This is a genomic window from Thiothrix winogradskyi (assembly GCF_021650935.1).
GTDB lineage: Bacteria > Pseudomonadota > Gammaproteobacteria > Thiotrichales > Thiotrichaceae > Thiothrix > Thiothrix winogradskyi.
The window spans coordinates 740630-757431 of the sequence record NZ_CP091244.1 but is presented as its reverse complement, the minus strand read 5'-3'; the positions used below and the strand labels follow the sequence as shown (position 1 = coordinate 757431).

Here is a 16802-nt window from a genome sequence, read left to right as displayed (position 1 = left end):
CCCAGCAGCAAAGTAACCATGAGCCAACACCTGACCAAAACGGACGCTTACAAAGCCTTCCTCCGCGATATCAAACAGCGCGTACACGCAGCCCAGATCAAAGCGGCACTGGCGGTTAACCGCGAATTATTGCACCTGTACTGGGATTTGGCGGAAGGTATCGTCACCAAACAACGCGAGGCAGCGTGGGGCGATGGTTTTTTGCAGCAGATGAGCCATGATTTGCAGGCGGAATTTCCTGACATCAGGGGATTTTCCCTGCGCAACCTGAAATATATGCGTCAGTGGTTTCAGTTCTGGTCAGTGGAAACAGCAATCGGGCAACAACTTGTTGCCCAAATTCCGTGGGGACACAACCTCGTCATTGTGAGCAAAACCCACAGCATTGATGAAGCGACTTTCTACGTGCAAAAGACCATCGAAAACCATTGGTCACGCGCCGTCCTGACCCATCACATCGAGGCAGGTCTATACCAGCGTAACGGCAAAGCCATCAATAATTTTCAAGCAACATTGCCAGCCCCGCATTCAGACCTTGCCCACCAAACGCTGAAAGATCCGTATTGCTTCGATTTCCTGATGTTGCGGGAACGGCATAATGAGCGTGAGCTGGAAAATGCCCTGATTGAACACATTACCCGTTTCTTGCTGGAACTGGGTGCAGGCTTTTCCTACATGGGGCGGCAATACCGGCTGGAAGTAGCGGGCGATGAATTTTTCATGGACTTGTTGTTCTACCATGTGCGCCTACATTGCTACGTGGTGATCGAACTCAAAACGGTTAAGTTCAAACCCGAATTTGCGGGGAAACTCAATTTCTATATTTCAGCCGTGGATAGCTTGCTGAAAGCCCCTGAAGACAATCCCACCATTGGCATTCTGATTTGCAAATCCAAAAATGATACGGTGGTCGAATACGCGCTACGGGATGTGCAAAAACCCATTGGCGTGAGTGAATACACCATCACCAAACATCTACCACCAGAATTGCAATCGTCCCTTCCCAGCATTGCAGACATTGAGGCGGAATTAGGGGAGCATGATGCTTAACGTGATCGAACTGCACAATCTGCACTACCGCTGGCAAGGGCAAAGCCGTGACACGCTGGCAATTGCCGAACTGCACGTTGCACAGGGCGAACACCTGTTTATTCGCGGCGCAAGCGGCAGCGGCAAAACTACGTTTCTTAACCTGTTGGCAGGCATTTTGCGCCCTGCCAGCGGTAGCTTGATTATTCTGGGGCAAGCCTTGCACGATATGGATAATTCCGCCCGCGACCGGTTTCGTGCGGATCACATGGGCGTGATCTTCCAGCAGTTCAACCTCTTGCCGTATTTGTCGGTGCGGGAAAATGTGCAGTTACCCTGCCATTTTTCCAAACGGCGCAAACAACAGGCGGGAGATATGCAAGCCACCACCAACCGCTTGCTGGAACATCTGGGCTTAGATCGTCAATTGTGGGAGCGCCCCGTCACTGACTTGAGTGTGGGACAACAACAGCGCGTCGCCGTCGCCCGCGCCCTGATCGGCAGCCCCGAATTGATCATTGCGGATGAACCGACTTCGGCACTGGATACCGATACCCGTGATGGCTTTCTAAACTTATTATTCAAGGAAGCAGCGGCTCAAAATAGCACTATTGTGTTTGTGAGCCATGACCCGTACATTGCCAGTCACTTTCCGCGCGTGGTGGATTTGAGTAACGTGAACCGCCGATAATACCCGTGCCAATCCCCGTAGGGGCAATTCATGAATTGCCCCTACACACCGCACACCATACGCTGGAGAGTCTTGAAATGAATACAATCCCCACCCAAAAGCAAAACAACAACCCACTGCACGGCTTAACCTTGCAAACCATCCTCACCGAACTGGTGGACTATTTCGGTTGGGAAGGCTTAGCCGAGCGCATCCCCGTGCGCTGTTTTGCCAGCGACCCCAGCATGGCTTCCAGCCTGAAATTCTTGCGTAAAACCCCTTGGGCGCGAGAAAAAGTCGAAGGGCTGTACGGCTTTATGTTACGGGAAAAGCGGCGCGAATCATGATCCTACTCCACCTCACCCTGCGCAGTTTGTGGAACCGCCGCGCCAGTTTGCTGCTCACACTGTTTGCCATCGCTATCAGTGTTTCGCTGTTACTGGGCGTGGAATACATCCGCAAAGAAGCCAAAAGCAGCTTCCTAAGCACCATTTCCGGCACGGATTTGGTGGTCGGCGCACGCAGTGGCCCGGTGCAATTGCTGCTCTACAGCGTGTTTCGTATCGGCAACGCCACCAACAATATCAGTTGGCAATCCTACCAAGAGATCACCAGCAAACCGCTGGTAGATTGGACAATTCCCATCAGTCTCGGTGATTCACACAAGGGCTATCGGGTATTGGGCACGAATCAGGATTATTTTCGCTACTACCGCCACGGCGATAAACGCTTGCTGGAATTTGCCGATGGCAAGCCGTTTGCAGGGGTATTTGATGCCGTGTTGGGGGCAGAAGTGGCACGCAAACTCGGCTACCAGCTCCACGACAAGATCGTGATTGCGCACGGTGCTGCCGCGACTAGCTTTACCTTGCATGACGACAAACCGTTTCAGGTGGTGGGCATTCTTAAACCCACTGGCACGCCGATTGACCGCACCGTGCATGTCTCGCTGGAAGGCATTGAAGCCATTCACATCGACTGGGTAGGTGGTGCAAAAGTCCCCGGTTATCAAATCAGTGCCGAGACCGCCTTGCAGAAAAACCTGCAACCCAAAGTCATCACCGCCTTCATGGTCGGGCTGAAAAACCGCGCTGCCGCGTTTCGAGTGCAGCGTGAAATCAACGACTACAAGCGCGAACCCTTGCTGGCAACCGTCCCCGGCGTGGCGTTGGCAGAATTGTGGCAAGCCATTGGCATGTTTGAAAACGTATTGCGGATTATCACCGGCTTTGTAGTCATCGCGGGTTTGCTGGGCATGTTGACCACGTTGCTTTCCACCCTAAATGAGCGGCGGCGCGAAATGGCAATTTTACGGGCAGTGGGCGCACACCCGCGTCAGGTATTCTCGCTGTTTGTGCTGGAAGCGGGGGTATTGGCGGTATTGGGTGGCTTGCTGGGTGCGGTGTTGGTGTGGGTTGGGGTGTTGGCAGCACGTCCGTGGGTGATGGCGGAATACGGGTTTTACCTGAGTACTTGGCTACCGACTTGGCATGAAGGGCTGTTGCTTGCAGTGGTGACGGTGCTTGCGTTACTGTTCAGCCTGATTCCGGGGGCAATTGCGTATCGGCGTTCCCTGCAAGATGGTTTAACCGTAAGAGTTTAAAATGAAAACAACACTGCTTTTCCCCCTCATTATCCTCTCCAGCCTGCTGGTCGCGTGCGGTGAGAAAAACCAAGTGGAGACACCGCCAGCACTCCCCAGCAATGCGCCCGCTGTGGGCACACCCATTACAGCCGTTACCCAAACCACGACGTCTAAGCCGCAACAAGACGGCGAATACACCGAAATCGAGTGGGAAAATCTGGAATTACCGGGGCAGGGGTTGGCGGACATTATCCAAAAATACCAGCCGCGAATTGATGCCATCCCCGAAGGCGACCCCGCAGAAGATGCACTGCTGGAAGAAATGCAAGCCGAATTGAATGCGGCACCCGTGAATTCGGCACTCAATGGCAAGAAAATCAAAATTCCCGGTTTCATTTCACCGCTGGAAGTGGACGAAACCAAGGGCATGGTGAAAGAGTTCTTGCTAGTACCGTATTTTGGCGCGTGCATCCACACGCCACCACCGCCACTCAATCAAACTTTATTGGTCAAGCCCTTGGAAGGTAAAAGCATCGGGGTAGAACGCATGTACGAACCGGTATGGGTATACGGCACGATTGTCACCGAACAAATTCACACCGATCTTGCCGAAGCAGGCTACCAAATCAAGGATGCTTCCGTGGAAATTTATCGGGACTAACCGTTGTCATGTGGAATGATGCGTTGCAGTGTCAGCCGCCACACCACCCAGTACAGCAAGATACCGGCGGCATCAGCCACAAGATCAGCCAATGATGCGGAACGCCATGTTGTGAAACCTTGCACTATCTCAATGAAACCGCCGTAGCACAGGAGTATAGGTACTTGCCAGCGCCAGAAACTGCGGGTAGTTGCCAAATCCAAGAGTAGGGCAAACCCAAACAGTGCGCCTGCGTGCAGCAATTTGTCAGCGTGGGGCAGACCTTGACCACCACCTGGCAGTAATGCGGCAACAACACCGACTAGTGCTAGGGCGACGAATAAAAACTTCAACAGAAGTCGGGTTTGTCGCGGGTTGAGTATGAATCGTGAGAGGATGTCTTGCATGGATATACCTGCTAGTGTTTTCAATGAAGACTGGCTGCTTGTTACCAGTTTTCTGTTCTTTATTGTATTGGGGCGAGCACTTCGTCATGCCAATTGGACGTATGTGCGCGAACACTCGCATGTTTACCTTGGCGCGATTGTATTTGCAAGTGTTATATGGTTATTAAGAGCAGGTATAGGCACGACTCTCAATTTTCATTTACTCGGTATGACCGTCATGACGCTAATGTTCGGCTGGCGTCTAGCGCTACTTGCCGCTACGGTCATTGTCAGCATGGCATTCTGGCGCTTGGATGCGGGTTTGTTGGCAATACCACTGAATACCTTGGTGATGGGTGGCATCCCGATCTTGATTACGCACCAGTTATTGCGCTGGAGTCAGCAGCATTTACCCACGAATATCTTCATTTTTATATTCGTTAATGGCTTTCTTGCCGCGATTCTAAGCAGTGTCGCCGTGGTGCTCACCGGCAGCTTATTGCTGTGGTGGACGGATACTTTCACCGCGCACTATTTGCAAACCTACTATCTGCCTTTTATCCCGCTGATTATGTTTCCCGAAGGCATTATCAATGGCATGTTGGTGGCGATTGCGGTGGTGTATATGCCGCAATGGATTCCTGCGTTTGATGATGCCCGTTACCTGCGCAAAATTGACGACGATAAACCGCGTTAAGCGTTGCTAAGACTTAGCATCTAGCAAGCGGTTAATTTCAGGCCACATGCGTTCCACGGTGTCATACCCCTCGGCAATGGCTTCAGCCGCACGGTGGAATTCCAATAATCCAATGTGTTCCAGCACGGGTGTTAGCAAGATTTCCGGTGGGTCGCCGACCATGCGGCTGCGGGTGATTTTATCCTGCATGATATTGATAGAAGCGGCGAGTGCATCCATCAAGCTGGGAGCCGTTTCTTTGGGTTTGCTGTTGGTGTCAGGGAATAACGCGGCGGAATATTCACGCAATGAGGTGGTCAACGTGTCCACAAAGGTTTCGGACTTAGCTGCTTCAGCGTCGCTGGTTTTACTGGGGGTGACGTCAGCCGGTTTCTCTGGTTTGGCTTTTTGGATGTGGTTAGCGTAACGCCGCGCAATATTGCCATTCAAATTCACCGCAATGATGACATCTGCACCCAACGCACGGCACATGGATACGGGCACGGGGTTAACCAAACCGCCATCCACCAGCCATTGCTTGCCATAACGATAAGGGGTAAACAAACCGGGCAGGGCGATGGAGGCGAAAACGGCTTCCAGCACCGTACCTTGCGTAAACCAGATTTCGCGCCCGGTTTCTAAATCGGTGGCAACACTGGCGAATTTGCATGACAGTTGCTCAATGCTTTGCGTAGCGTCACACACGTTGGTGTGAAAAAACTGTTGCAGCTTGTCGCGATTCACAAAACCGTTAAGCGAAGGGTTTAACTCGAAAAAGCGCATGAGTTCTAAACGGTTGAACGCCAGCACCCCGGTTTCTAACACGTCCAAACGCTGAGCAGCATAAGCGGCACCGACAACAGCCCCAACGGAACAGCCACACACAATTTCCGGGTGAATGCCGTGTTCGGCTAAGGCGCGTAACACGCCAATATGCGCCCAGCCACGCGAAGAACCACTGCCCAGTGCAATGCCAATACGGGGGGGATGTGCCATACGTTTAATCCATTGCAATCACAATGCGGTTACTGGTTCCCGTCAATACCGTGAAGGCGCGACGGCGTTCTTGCCCATCCAGTGTTGCCACGGCTTCGTACTGACCGGGAGCCACTTCGAGATTAGCAGAATGGCGACGCGGGGTTGCAATGGTTTGCCTGCCGCCATCCAACCGGTACACCGTCCAGTTCATGGGGTGCAGGGCGGGACCATTATCGAGCGTAGCAACCAGCGTTACTTTGCCAGAAGGCATTTGGATATTAGCCGCACTGAGTTTACCAGAGCTTACTTGTAAGCGTTGGGAATGTTGGATGCCATCGCCACGGCTGGCTAACACTTCGTATTCACCGGGTAGCAGCAGCGTATTGAGGATTTTATTATCGCTACCGGTACTCACTATTTTCCCGGCATCCTCACCGTGTTGTGCGATAATTTTCCAGTCCGCTGGGTGTGAACTATTGACGCGCAAACGCCCAACATTGGCAGTAAACGGGAGCTTGCTGAGTTTCCCTTCCACGACATTAACGGTCTGGGTGGAAGTATACGTGCCAATCGACAGCGTTACCTCGTATTGACCATTTGGCAAACGCAGCGTAGGCGAATGCCCAAGGTGACGTTGTTCAAGGCTGCCATCTGCCGCACGGATGTGCCAAGTAATATCCCCAGCCACGGTCGAAAGCTCATCCGCTAACACGACTGACAAGGCTAAATTATCTGCTGAAGAGGCATTCACTGCCGCTACCGGCAAGGGGGAGGCAGGCGACAGGTTAGACGACCCGGCTGAACCCATACTAAAAGCGGCTAACAGCGATACCGCCACCAGCATTTGTATGCTGCCACGCCATCTATATTGCGCACCCATTGGTCTATTATTTTTATTGTTTACCATGAAAACTGTACCGCGTTCTGACATGGCGCTCATGAAACGCGATAACAGACTGGATAACAATCTTCAGCAGATAGACACCCGTGTTTTTACGCTTGGCGGCTAAAATGGACTATTTTGACTATTATTTCATCAGATCTTGGTTAAACGGCGGTAAAGCTTTGCTGCTAATTGTGATGAATGGCATCTTGGCTTGCAGCTTGGTATCGGGGGTAAATACGTCCAACGTTGCCAACCATTCCATCCGTTCCAGCGTACACACCGGCAGAATCAGCTTGCCTTGGAATTGCGCTGGACCGCTGGGTTTCAACTCGGCGTATTGGTAGCCCATGAACATATTCACGCCCTCCACCGTCAGACGCACATTATTCACCTCTGCCAAACCGCTGGTGTCCATCTGTATGGTCAACTCTTCCATTAGCGGAATGCTGGCGGGATTGATGCTGAAACGTACACTCCGCCCTTGTGCATCACTTGCCACACACGGTGCTTGGCGCAAATCACACGGGGTTTGCAGGCTCAAAGCAACGCTGGGTAATTCAGTGGCAGGTTGCGAATCAAACCACCATTTACCCGCCACCGTCAGCACGAACACCGTTAAACCCAGTAACAGATAACGCATCATCGCGAAAACTCCGCCACCACCGGCGTATGATCCGACGGCTTTTCCCACGTGCGCGGTTCACGGTCAATCACACACGACTCGCAAGCATCCGCTAAGGGCTTGCTGGCAAGGATCAAATCAATCCGCAAGCCGTGATTGCGCCGGAAACCACCGCCACGGTAATCCCACCAGCTAAAGCTTTTGTCCGGCTGGGTAAACTGGCGGAAGGTATCGCTTAAGCCTAATGCCTGAATCGCCTGCAACGCCGCACGTTCAGCAGGGGAGCAAAGGATGCCTTCACCCCACGCCACCGGGTCATGCACATCGCGATCTTCCGGGGCAATATTGAAATCGCCCAGCACCACTAATTGCGGATAAAGCGCGGCTTGTTGCTGCAACCACGCGGTCACTTTCGCCAGCCAATCGAGCTTGTAAGCGTATTTTTCCGAGCCGACTTCCGCGCCGTTGACCACGTACAAATTCACCACGCGCACCCCGTCGATAGTTGCGGCAAGGATGCGGCGTTGTGGATCGTCTAAAGCCGGGATGTCAGTAACAACGTCAGTGGCGGGTGATTTACTCAAAATCGCCACGCCGTTATAGGTTTTCTGTCCGGCGAATACGGCGTTGTAACCAGCCGCTTCCAGCTCTGCCAATGGAAACTGCTCATCCACCGTTTTGGTTTCCTGAATCGCTAATACGTCAGGTTGAGCAGCTTCCAGCCATTGCAGGACGTGCGGCAAGCGTACCCGCAGCGAATTGACGTTCCATGTCGCAATCTTCAAGATACCCCCCCATCCCGACCTTCCCCCGCAAGGGGGGAAGGGGTAAGACCGCTGTGGCGAAGCAGGGCATCGGCGGAAGGTTTACGCCCACGGAAAGCGACGAAGGATTCCATTGCTTTGCGTGAACCACCGACTTGCAGCACTTCTTTCAGGAAGGCTTCACCCACGCCCGCATCAAACAAACCTTCTTCTTCAAAGCGGGCAAACGCATCCGCCGACAACACTTCCGCCCACTTGTAGCTGTAATAGCCTGCGGCGTAACCACCGGCAAACACGTGGGTGAAACTGTTCGGCATCCGATTAAACGCGGGGGGTTTAATTACTGCCACTTGCGCCAACACTTCCTGACGGATAGCTTCCAACTTGCCGGGTTCTGCCGCTTGCGGATCGAGGTGCAAACGCATATCGAACAGGGAGAATTCCAGTTGGCGCACTGTCCCCATCGCGGTTTGGAAATGCCTCGCCGCCTGCATTTTCTGGAACAAGGCTTCCGGCAAGGTTTCACCGGTTTGCCAATGCGCCGCGATCATGTCCAACACACTGCGCTCCCAACACCAGTTTTCCATGAACTGGCTCGGCAACTCCACCGCATCCCATTCCACCCCGTTGATTCCGGCAATGTCGGGGTAATCGACTTGGGTAAGCATGTGGTGCAAACCGTGACCGAATTCGTGGAACAGCGTCACCACTTCATCGTGGGTAAACAGCGCAGGTTTGTCGCCAACCGGTGCGCTGCTATTGCAGGTCATGAACGCGACCGGAATTTGCAAACCATCGGCACGTCGGAATCGCCCGCAGAAATCGCTCATCCACGCGCCGCCACGCTTATGCTGACGTGCGTATAAATCCAGATAAAAACACGCTTGCACCGTATCGGTACGGTCATACACCAAGTAGAAACGCACGTCAGAATGCCACAAATCAATGTGCGCCGTTTGTTGCTCGATACGCACGCCGAAGAGTTTGCTCACCAACGCAAACAAACCGCTAATCACACGATCAGCCGGGAAGTAGGGTTTCAAATCTTCGTCGGTAAAATCGAACCGCGCTTGTTTCATCTTTTCACTGACATAGCCCACATCCCATGCTTGCACCTCATCCAGTCCCAAATGTTCCCGTGCAAACGCCTGCACCTCAGCAAACTCGGTTTCGGCAAACGGCTTGGCTTTGTGTGCAAGGTCTTCGAGGAAATCCAACACCTGTTGCGGACTTTCCGCCATTTTGGTTGCCAGCGACAATTCGGCGTAATTCGCATAGCCGAGCAGGATGGCTTCTTCGTGACGCAAACGCAGAATATCGCGCATCACCTGAGCGTTATCCCATTCAGGATTCGCACCCAAATCCGACGCACGAGTGGTATACGCACGATAAACTTCCGCCCGCAATTCGCGGTTATCCGCATACGTCATTACTGGGAAGTAAGAGGGGAATTGCAGGGTAATCACCCAGCCTTCCAAATCGCGTTGCTTGGCGGTTTGCGCTGCCATCTCCAACGCCGATTCCGGTAAGCCTGCGAGTTCGTTCACATCCAGAATTTGCTTCGTCCAAGCATTGGTGGCATCCAGCACATTGTCAGAAAAGCGCGAATTCAGTTGCGAAAGCTCCTGACTGATAGCGCGGTAACGTTCCTTTTGCTCCGCTGGCAACGCCACCCCAGAGAGTTTAAAACCCAGCAAACTGTCATCCAGACTTTTTTGTTGAGCCGCATCCAGTGAAGTATCGCTGTTGCGAATCGCCTGAATTGCCTCAAACAACTGCGCGTTCTGCCCCATCTCGGTGTGGTAATCGCTGAGGCGTGACAGGTTCGCATTGTATTCCTTGCGCAACTCCTCGCTGTTCGCCACGGCGTTCAAATGACTAACGGGCGACCACATCCGCTCCAAACGGTTGCTGGCTTCATTCAAAGGTGCAACCAAATTGTTCCACGTGAAACCGGCAGTTTGTGCCAAGGTTTTTACCAAACCCGCACGGTTATCGTTAAGCACCACATCCAACGCCGGGGTTACATGCTCAGGTTTGATTTGTGAGAACAGCGGCAGTTTGCTGATGTCCAGCAGGGGATTTTCTTGTTCCACGTGAAACCTCACACGTCCAGATTGGAAACAGACAACGCATTCTTTTCGATAAAGTCACGACGCGGCTCGACTTCATCGCCCATCAACATGGTAAACACTTCGTCGGCAGCAATCGCATCTTCGACGCGCACTTGCATCAAACGACGCGTTTCAGGGTTCAGCGTGGTATCCCACAATTGCTCAGGATTCATTTCACCCAAACCTTTGTAGCGGCTGATTTGCAAACCACGGTTGGCTTCTTTCATTAACCATTCGACCAGTTGGTCAAAACGCTGCGCTTCGTATTTGCGTTCGCCGCGTATCACCACCGCACCTTCACCGAGCAAACCATCCATTTCACGATTGGTTTTGATCAGCAATTTGGTTTCTGGCATTAGGAAGAAATCACGGTCGAGCAGAATACGGTGATCAAGACCGTGCTGACGACGGTTAACTTCTAACGTCCACGCGCCATCGTCAATTTTGTTTAAGTGCGAAGTATAAGTACGTGCACCGTTATCAGCCGTGTTCATAGTGGCAATGGCACTGCCTACCCATTCCGCAAACGATTCGGCGGTTACGCTGTTGATGTCTTCGGTGGAGGGCAGTCTTTCAAACAGCAGGGCTTCCAGCAAATTACGGTCGTAACGGCGTGATAAGCGACTAATCACTTGCTTGGCGGCATTGTACTGCCGTACCAAAGTTTCCAAGGCTTCGCCACTGATCGCAGGGGAGTGTGCGTCCAAATGCAGGTTTGAGCCATCCAGTGCTAATTGCAGCAAGTAACGTTCCATCTCGCTATCGTCTTTGATGTATTGCTCTTGCTTGCCACGCTTGGCTTTGTACAACGGCGGTTGCGCAATGTAGATGTAACCGCGTTCCACCAATTCCGGCAATTGCCGATAGAAGAAGGTCAGCAGCAAGGTGCGAATGTGTGAACCGTCCACGTCCGCATCCGTCATAATAATAATGCGGTGGTAACGCAATTTTTCGATATTGTATTCTTCGCGCCCAATGCCGCAGCCTAGTGCGATGATCAACGTACCCACCTCTTGCGAGCTGATCATCTTGTCGAAACGCGCTCGTTCCACGTTCAAGATTTTGCCTTTCAATGGCAGAATCGCTTGAGTGCGACGGTCCCGCCCTTGCTTGGCGGAACCACCCGCCGAGTCCCCTTCCACCAGAAACAGTTCGGAGAGGGCAGGGTCTTTTTCTTGGCAGTCAGCTAGCTTACCGGGTAAACCGGCAATGTCTAACGCACCTTTGCGGCGAGTCATATCACGCGCTTTACGAGCGGCTTCACGCGCCCGTGCTGCTTCAATCATCTTGCCTGCGATTAGCTTGGCTTCGGAAGGGCTTTCCAGCAGGAATTCACCGAGGCGTTCGTTCATGGCGGCTTCGACAATGCCTTTGACTTCGGAAGACACCAACTTGTCTTTGGTTTGCGATGAGAATTTCGGGTCAGGTACTTTCACTGATAACACAGCAGTTAAGCCTTCGCGGGCATCATCACCGGTTGGACTGATTTTTTCTTTTTTCGCCAACCCAGCACTTTCGATGTAGCTATTCAGGGTGCGGGTGAGGGCAGCCCGGAAGCCGGACAAATGCGAGCCGCCATCGCGTTGTGGAATGTTATTGGTGTAGCAGAAAATGTTTTCCTGATACGAATCGTTCCACTGCAACGCCACTTCCACGCCCACGTCATCGCGCTCGGTAGTGAAGTAAATAATATTGTTGTGGATGGGTGATTTATTGCGGTTGAGATGCGCAACGAAAGCTTTAATGCCACCTTCGTATTCAAAGATGTCTTCGCGCCCTTCGCCACGACGGTCGATCAGGTGAATACGTACCCCTGAATTCAAAAACGACAGTTCGCGTAAGCGTTTCGCGAGAATGTCGTAATGAAATTCAGTCAGCGCGAAAATTTCCGCACTTGGCCAAAAGCGCACGGATGTTCCCGTACCTTCGGTATCACCAATAATCGCCAGTGGTGCAACCGGATCGCCTAACTTATACATCTGCTGATGCAATTTACCATTGCGGCGAATCGTCAATTCCAAATTGGCAGACAGCGCATTCACCACGGAGATACCCACCCCGTGCAAACCGCCGGAAACTTTGTAAGAGTTATCGTCAAACTTACCGCCCGCGTGCAACACGGTCATAATGACTTCAGCAGCAGAACGGCCTTCCTCTTCGTGCATATCCACCGGAATACCACGCCCGTCATCGGACACGCGCACCGAGCCATCACTGAAAATTTCGACTTTGACTTCTTTGCAATAACCGGCAAGGGCTTCGTCGATAGAGTTATCCACCACCTCGAAGACCATGTGGTGCAAACCCGTGCCGTCATCGGTATCGCCGATGTACATACCGGGGCGTTTGCGCACCGCTTCCAAGCCTTTGAGTACTTTAATATTCGAGGAATCGTAGGTGGGTACAACAGGTGTTGGTTCAGTCATTTTATTTCCATTGTTACGGTCAGGGGTGATCAGTTTGCGGCAACTACTTGCCCGTGTTTCACTTGAAACACCTGCGCGTCTGCCACCCAATTCTTCAGGGGTTGGTGATGAGTGCCGGTTATGATTAATTGTTGCTGCGTCGTGCGCAGGGTATTGTACAACGCTTGCTGGTTTTGCTCATCCAATTCTGATGCCAAGTCGTCGATGGCGATTATACCGCGTTTTGTCGCATTAGCCGCAATGGCATGACTTTGTGCTAGTAATAACGCCACGGCAAGTATTTTAAGTTGCCCCCGTGAGGCAATGCGTAGGGCAGGCACACCTTCCAATAGAATGTGTAAGTCGGCACGGTGTGCGCCGTACAAGGTGAAACCTTGCTTGCATTCTTGTTCGGTTTTTTCACTTAAAAATTGAGCTATTTGTTGCTCATCCTGTGGATTAATCCCCACAGGAAAGCCACTGCTCAGCACAAGCTGTGGATAACTGACGGTTGTGAGTAACTCGGTGCAATCTTGCAATGCCGTTTGCAATGCCGCTAATGCATCGACTCTGTAACGCCACAGAATCGGTTGTAAGGCGATTAACTGCTGCGTCCACTGTGGCAGCGCTTGACGTTGCCTAGGGTCGCGTAGGCAGGCGTTGCGTTGCTTTAACACCCGTTGATAATCCCGCCAGGTTCGATTGAACTCCGCAAAGCGATAAAACGCAATCCAATCCAAAAATGCACGGCGAGCAGTCGGGCTGCCGGTGAGTAATTCGACTGAACCGGGGTGAATCAGGGTGAGTGGAACGTGGGTACTGAGTTCCGCTTGTTGTTGCACATCCGCGTGATTGATACGAATGCGGGTGTCGGTGGCATTCTTGGTAATGCCCAGTGGATAACTTTGCGAAATAATCCCCTGTTCCACGCTGGCAGCAACGGTGAGTTGGTGTTCCCCACGGGTAATGATTTCCGCAATCCGTGGGGTACGAAATGAACGTCCACGCGACAATACCGCGAGGGCTTCCAGCACACTGGATTTGCCGGAAGCATTATCCCCGTACAACACATTGGCGTGTTCGCTTAATGTTAGTGTGGCGTTGTGGATAACTCGGCAATGTTGAACGTTAAGACGACTTATCCACATGTGTTGGGATTCCGCACCTTATAAGCGAATCGGCATAATGACGTTGCGCACACTCTCATCATCAGGGTCGGTGAGCAACACACTGCTTTCCGGTGCATTGCAATGCATCCGCAGGGTTTGACCCTCCAAATGGTTTACCGCATCCAACAAATAGGTGACATTAAAGCCAATGCTGAAATCCCTACCGGTGTAATGCACATCCAGCTCATCCGTTGCGATTTCTTGCTCAGGGTTATTGGCTTCGACCTTTAAGCTGTTTTCACTCAACGATAGGCGTACTCCTCGGAACTTCTCATTGGAGAGAATAGCCACCCGATTCAGCATGTCTTTAAAGGCCTTGCGATCCAGATCCACTTGAATTTGCCCACCACCGGGAACGGCTGCCCGATAATCGGGGTAACGCCCATCCACCAACTTGGTGGTGAAACGTAAATTATCCAGTTGTACCCGTAGATGGTTTTGGCTGCTTTGTACCTGTACCGGTACTTGGCAATCGCCGCGTAACAAACGTGACAGTTCCAATACGCCTTTGCGGGGAATAATCAATTGACGGCTTTGCTCGACACCAGGCATGTCGGCGGTATGGAAACACAATGCTAAACGGTGTCCGTCGGTTGCTACGGTACGTACTCCATCAGGGTTCACTTCCAGTAGTAAACCGTTGAGGTAGTAACGTACATCCTGATTGGCCATGGCAAACGATGCTGCTTCTAGCAAATGCTTGAGGGTACTCTCTGGTAGTTCAAGGGTATGCACATCACCGATGTCTTCCAGTTCTGGGAATTCGCTTGCGGGAAGAGTAGCCAGTTCAAAACGGCTGCGTCCGGCAGTGACACGGGCGCGTTTATCCGTTTGTACTTCAATATTTACAATGCTTTCAGAGGGAAGGGATTTGCAAATATCAGCGAGTTTGCGGGCAGGGAGAGTAATCTCTCCATCAGAACCATCCATGATCGGTGCGTGAGTAGCAATCTCCAATTCCAAGTCAGTGCCACGCCAGTAAGATTGGTTGCCATGAATACGTAACAACACGTTTTCCAAAATGGGAGACGTATGACGTTTCTCGATAGCCCCCAAAGTAGCTTGCAGGGATTCGAGTAGATGTTCGCGAGTTTGGGTTAGTCTCATTACTTAATATATCTTAAATGTATTTAAAGAATAGTAATAATAGTAAGGTAAGAAGCAACCTGTGAATAGTTTTCTTAACCTTTTGATTACTTAAGGTGAATTAGCACTTATGCACAGCTTAACAAGATGTGGGTAACTGGGTCATCTGCTTGTGGGTAAGTTGTGTGTAACTTTACGAGAAAAGTTATCCACAACTTACCCACAAACTTATCAGGGTAGTTATCCTCAGCTTGTTAAGGTACGAAATAGGATGCGATAGTCCTCCTCCAGCTTAGGTGTTGATTCACGTAATTCGGTTACTTTGCGGCAAGCGTGTATGACGGTGGTGTGATCACGACCACCAAATTCGTCGCCAATCTCAGGTAAGCTGTGGTTGGTGAGTTCTTTGGAAAGTGCCATCGCCATTTGCCTAGGACGTGCTACCGAACGGTTACGGCTTTTCGCATCCAAGTCTGTTACCCGAATGTTGTAGTATTGCGCTACTATTTTCTTGATGTTCCCCATTGAGACCATTTTGTCTTGGCTGGCTAATTGGTCGCGTAGGGCATTTTGCACGAAATCTAAAGTCACTTGCGTAATACATTTCAGCCGCATACTGGCAATGACTCGTTGTAAAGCTCCTTCCAAATCACGGATATTGGAATGGAAACGTTTGCCGATGAAAAAACTCACCTCATTGGGTAGGCGTAAGCCAGCATCTTCAGCTTTCTTGCGCAAAATCGCCACACGAGTTTCGAGATCAGGGGATTCGATTTGTACGGTTAGCCCCCAGTTAAAGCGCGTTTTCAAGCGGTCTTCAATACCTTCAAGATCGCGGGGGAATTTATCACTGGCGAGAATAATGCGTTTCTGACCTTCCAGCAGTGCATTGAAGGTATGAAAAAACTCTTCCATTGAACGGTCTTTGCCCGCAAAGAATTGGATGTCGTCGATGAGCAGTGCATCCAAGCTACGGTAATGTTGCTTGAATTCTTCCATGCGGGAATTGCGGATGGCGGAAATCATGTCATTGACGAAACGTTCTGCATATACATAAATTACCCGTGCACTGGGGTCACATTCGAGGATGCGGTTGCCGATGGCGTGCATTAAATGGGTTTTACCCAAGCCAACCCCGCCGTAGATGAACAAGGGATTATAGCCGGTGTCGGCATGATCCCCGACTTGTTGCGAGGTGGCGCAAGCAAGTTGGTTGGATTTGCCTTCCACGAAATTCGCAAAAGTCATACGCGGGTTGAGAGCATTGGCAAAGCGTTCACTGATGGGAGCCGGTTGCTGTGAGTTCCATTCCCGTTCGCGGTTAGGGACGTTGTTGTCGGATAGCTTGGGTGGTTGTGGAGACGGGAAAGTCGGCGGTGGCGTTTCACGCGGTGGTGGCGGTGCAACCGATGAACCGATTTGTAGCAGCACATCGAATTCATTATCGCCTGTCAGAATGCGAGCATGAAAGGCAATTCGTGGCAAGTAGTGTTCATGTACTTGTTGCAGCACAATGGTATTAGGGGCTAACAAATACAGTGCCTGACGCTTTTCAATGGCGTGCAAAGCACGCAGCCAGGTGTTGATTTCACTGTTAGGGACTTCTTGTTCGAGTTGCTGTAAACATTGTTGCCAGAGCATAGAAAAGCGGTTCCAAAGTGGTTGAAACGGGTAGAAAGCACGGTGTTGGAACAGTGAATTATAGGCACGCCCCAGAGTTATCCACAAGCGCAAGCTACGTGCATTTATTGATTACAGTGTTGACAAAATCCATGCAATCCCTTAATGTGCC

16 protein-coding genes are annotated in these 16802 nt (G+C 51.5%); 6 read left to right on the top strand and 10 right to left on the bottom strand.

What is annotated here, in order from left to right:
- Positions 1-18: 18 nt before the first annotated feature.
- The 5 genes from L2Y54_RS04005 (at position 19) to L2Y54_RS03985 (ending at position 3945) form a co-directional block, all read left to right on the top strand.
- Positions 19-1050 carry a PDDEXK nuclease domain-containing protein gene (locus L2Y54_RS04005; RefSeq protein ID WP_236499965.1) on the top strand — a complete coding sequence of 344 codons (1032 nt, stop codon included), beginning with the start codon at positions 19-21 and terminating at the stop codon, positions 1048-1050.
- Positions 1040-1720 carry an ABC transporter ATP-binding protein gene (locus tag L2Y54_RS04000; protein WP_236499963.1) on the top strand — a complete coding sequence of 227 codons (681 nt, stop codon included), beginning with the start codon at positions 1040-1042 and terminating at the stop codon, positions 1718-1720. The genes L2Y54_RS04005 and L2Y54_RS04000 overlap by 11 nt, the downstream gene beginning before the upstream one ends.
- 77 nt (positions 1721-1797) lie before the next feature.
- Entirely contained in the window at positions 1798-2046 is a 249-nt protein-coding gene (locus L2Y54_RS03995) for a VF530 family protein (RefSeq protein ID WP_202719073.1), read from the top strand.
- Complete coding sequence (locus tag L2Y54_RS03990) at positions 2043-3302, top strand: ABC transporter permease (RefSeq protein ID WP_236499961.1); 1260 nt, start codon at positions 2043-2045, stop codon at positions 3300-3302. Before L2Y54_RS03995 ends, L2Y54_RS03990 begins: the two co-directional genes overlap by 4 nt.
- A 1-nt stretch (position 3303) precedes the next feature.
- Positions 3304-3945 carry a DUF3299 domain-containing protein gene (locus L2Y54_RS03985; RefSeq protein WP_236499959.1) on the top strand — a complete coding sequence of 214 codons (642 nt, stop codon included), beginning with the start codon at positions 3304-3306 and terminating at the stop codon, positions 3943-3945.
- Here L2Y54_RS03985 and L2Y54_RS03980 read toward each other — a convergent pair.
- Positions 3942-4331 carry a VanZ family protein gene (locus tag L2Y54_RS03980; RefSeq protein ID WP_236499957.1) on the bottom strand — a complete coding sequence of 130 codons (390 nt, stop codon included), beginning with the start codon at positions 4329-4331 and terminating at the stop codon, positions 3942-3944. The genes L2Y54_RS03985 and L2Y54_RS03980 overlap by 4 nt on opposite strands.
- Here L2Y54_RS03980 and L2Y54_RS03975 point away from each other — a divergent pair.
- A complete protein-coding gene (locus L2Y54_RS03975) occupies positions 4330-5007 on the top strand; it encodes an energy-coupling factor ABC transporter permease (protein WP_236499956.1) in 678 nt (225 codons plus the stop codon). The two genes, L2Y54_RS03980 and L2Y54_RS03975, sit on opposite strands and share 2 nt — an antisense overlap.
- A gap of 6 nt (positions 5008-5013) precedes the next feature.
- Here the strand turns inward: L2Y54_RS03975 and L2Y54_RS03970 are convergent, their stop codons facing one another.
- The 9 genes from L2Y54_RS03970 to dnaA all read right to left on the bottom strand — a co-directional run bounded on the left by L2Y54_RS03970 (position 5014) and on the right by dnaA (position 16651).
- Positions 5014-5982 (bottom strand): patatin-like phospholipase family protein, encoded by a 969-nt coding sequence (locus L2Y54_RS03970; RefSeq protein ID WP_236499955.1) that lies wholly within the window; start codon positions 5980-5982, stop codon positions 5014-5016.
- A gap of 4 nt (positions 5983-5986) precedes the next feature.
- Positions 5987-6871, bottom strand: coding sequence for a hypothetical protein (locus tag L2Y54_RS03965; protein WP_236499954.1), 885 nt, complete (start codon positions 6869-6871; stop codon positions 5987-5989).
- A 121-nt stretch (positions 6872-6992) separates the two neighbouring features.
- On the bottom strand, positions 6993-7493 hold the full coding sequence (locus L2Y54_RS03960) for a hypothetical protein (RefSeq protein WP_236499952.1): 501 nt from the start codon (positions 7491-7493) through the stop codon (positions 6993-6995).
- A complete protein-coding gene (xth, locus tag L2Y54_RS03955) occupies positions 7490-8257 on the bottom strand; it encodes an exodeoxyribonuclease III (protein WP_236499951.1) in 768 nt (255 codons plus the stop codon). The genes L2Y54_RS03960 and xth overlap by 4 nt, the downstream gene beginning before the upstream one ends.
- Positions 8254-10332 (bottom strand): M3 family metallopeptidase, encoded by a 2079-nt coding sequence (locus L2Y54_RS03950; RefSeq protein ID WP_236499950.1) that lies wholly within the window; start codon positions 10330-10332, stop codon positions 8254-8256. Before L2Y54_RS03950 ends, xth begins: the two co-directional genes overlap by 4 nt.
- Before the next feature lie 8 nt (positions 10333-10340).
- Complete coding sequence (gene gyrB, locus L2Y54_RS03945; RefSeq protein WP_236499949.1) at positions 10341-12776, bottom strand: DNA topoisomerase (ATP-hydrolyzing) subunit B; 2436 nt, start codon at positions 12774-12776, stop codon at positions 10341-10343.
- A gap of 29 nt (positions 12777-12805) precedes the next feature.
- The gene (gene recF / locus L2Y54_RS03940) at positions 12806-13903 is read right to left on the bottom strand and encodes a DNA replication/repair protein RecF (protein WP_236499947.1); all 1098 of its coding nucleotides are present in this window, start codon (positions 13901-13903) and stop codon (positions 12806-12808) included.
- An 18-nt stretch (positions 13904-13921) separates the two neighbouring features.
- Complete coding sequence (gene dnaN / locus L2Y54_RS03935; protein WP_236499946.1) at positions 13922-15031, bottom strand: DNA polymerase III subunit beta; 1110 nt, start codon at positions 15029-15031, stop codon at positions 13922-13924.
- Between the two features lie 225 nt (positions 15032-15256).
- Entirely contained in the window at positions 15257-16651 is a 1395-nt protein-coding gene (dnaA, locus tag L2Y54_RS03930) for a chromosomal replication initiator protein DnaA (RefSeq protein ID WP_236499944.1), read from the bottom strand.
- Positions 16652-16802: the final 151 nt, after the last annotated feature.

What these genes read in the sequence shown, in the direction of transcription:
- recF (WP_236499947.1), bottom strand. Translation starts at nt 13,903, where the DNA reads ATGTGGATAAGTCGTCTTAACGTTCAACATTGCCGAGTTATCCACAAC.
- dnaN (WP_236499946.1), bottom strand. Translation starts at nt 15,031, where the DNA reads ATGAGACTAACCCAAACTCGCGAACATCTACTCGAATCCCTGCAAGCT.
- L2Y54_RS03995 (WP_202719073.1), top strand. Translation starts at nt 1,798, where the DNA reads ATGAATACAATCCCCACCCAAAAGCAAAACAACAACCCACTGCACGGC.
- L2Y54_RS03980 (WP_236499957.1), bottom strand. Translation starts at nt 4,331, where the DNA reads ATGCAAGACATCCTCTCACGATTCATACTCAACCCGCGACAAACCCGA.
- L2Y54_RS03960 (WP_236499952.1), bottom strand. Translation starts at nt 7,493, where the DNA reads ATGATGCGTTATCTGTTACTGGGTTTAACGGTGTTCGTGCTGACGGTG.
- L2Y54_RS03985 (WP_236499959.1), top strand. Translation starts at nt 3,304, where the DNA reads ATGAAAACAACACTGCTTTTCCCCCTCATTATCCTCTCCAGCCTGCTG.
- gyrB (WP_236499949.1), bottom strand. Translation starts at nt 12,776, where the DNA reads ATGACTGAACCAACACCTGTTGTACCCACCTACGATTCCTCGAATATT.
- L2Y54_RS04000 (WP_236499963.1), top strand. Translation starts at nt 1,040, where the DNA reads ATGATGCTTAACGTGATCGAACTGCACAATCTGCACTACCGCTGGCAA.
- L2Y54_RS04005 (WP_236499965.1), top strand. Translation starts at nt 19, where the DNA reads ATGAGCCAACACCTGACCAAAACGGACGCTTACAAAGCCTTCCTCCGC.
- dnaA (WP_236499944.1), bottom strand. Translation starts at nt 16,651, where the DNA reads ATGCTCTGGCAACAATGTTTACAGCAACTCGAACAAGAAGTCCCTAAC.
- L2Y54_RS03965 (WP_236499954.1), bottom strand. Translation starts at nt 6,871, where the DNA reads ATGGTAAACAATAAAAATAATAGACCAATGGGTGCGCAATATAGATGG.
- L2Y54_RS03975 (WP_236499956.1), top strand. Translation starts at nt 4,330, where the DNA reads ATGGATATACCTGCTAGTGTTTTCAATGAAGACTGGCTGCTTGTTACC.
- L2Y54_RS03970 (WP_236499955.1), bottom strand. Translation starts at nt 5,982, where the DNA reads ATGGCACATCCCCCCCGTATTGGCATTGCACTGGGCAGTGGTTCTTCG.
- L2Y54_RS03990 (WP_236499961.1), top strand. Translation starts at nt 2,043, where the DNA reads ATGATCCTACTCCACCTCACCCTGCGCAGTTTGTGGAACCGCCGCGCC.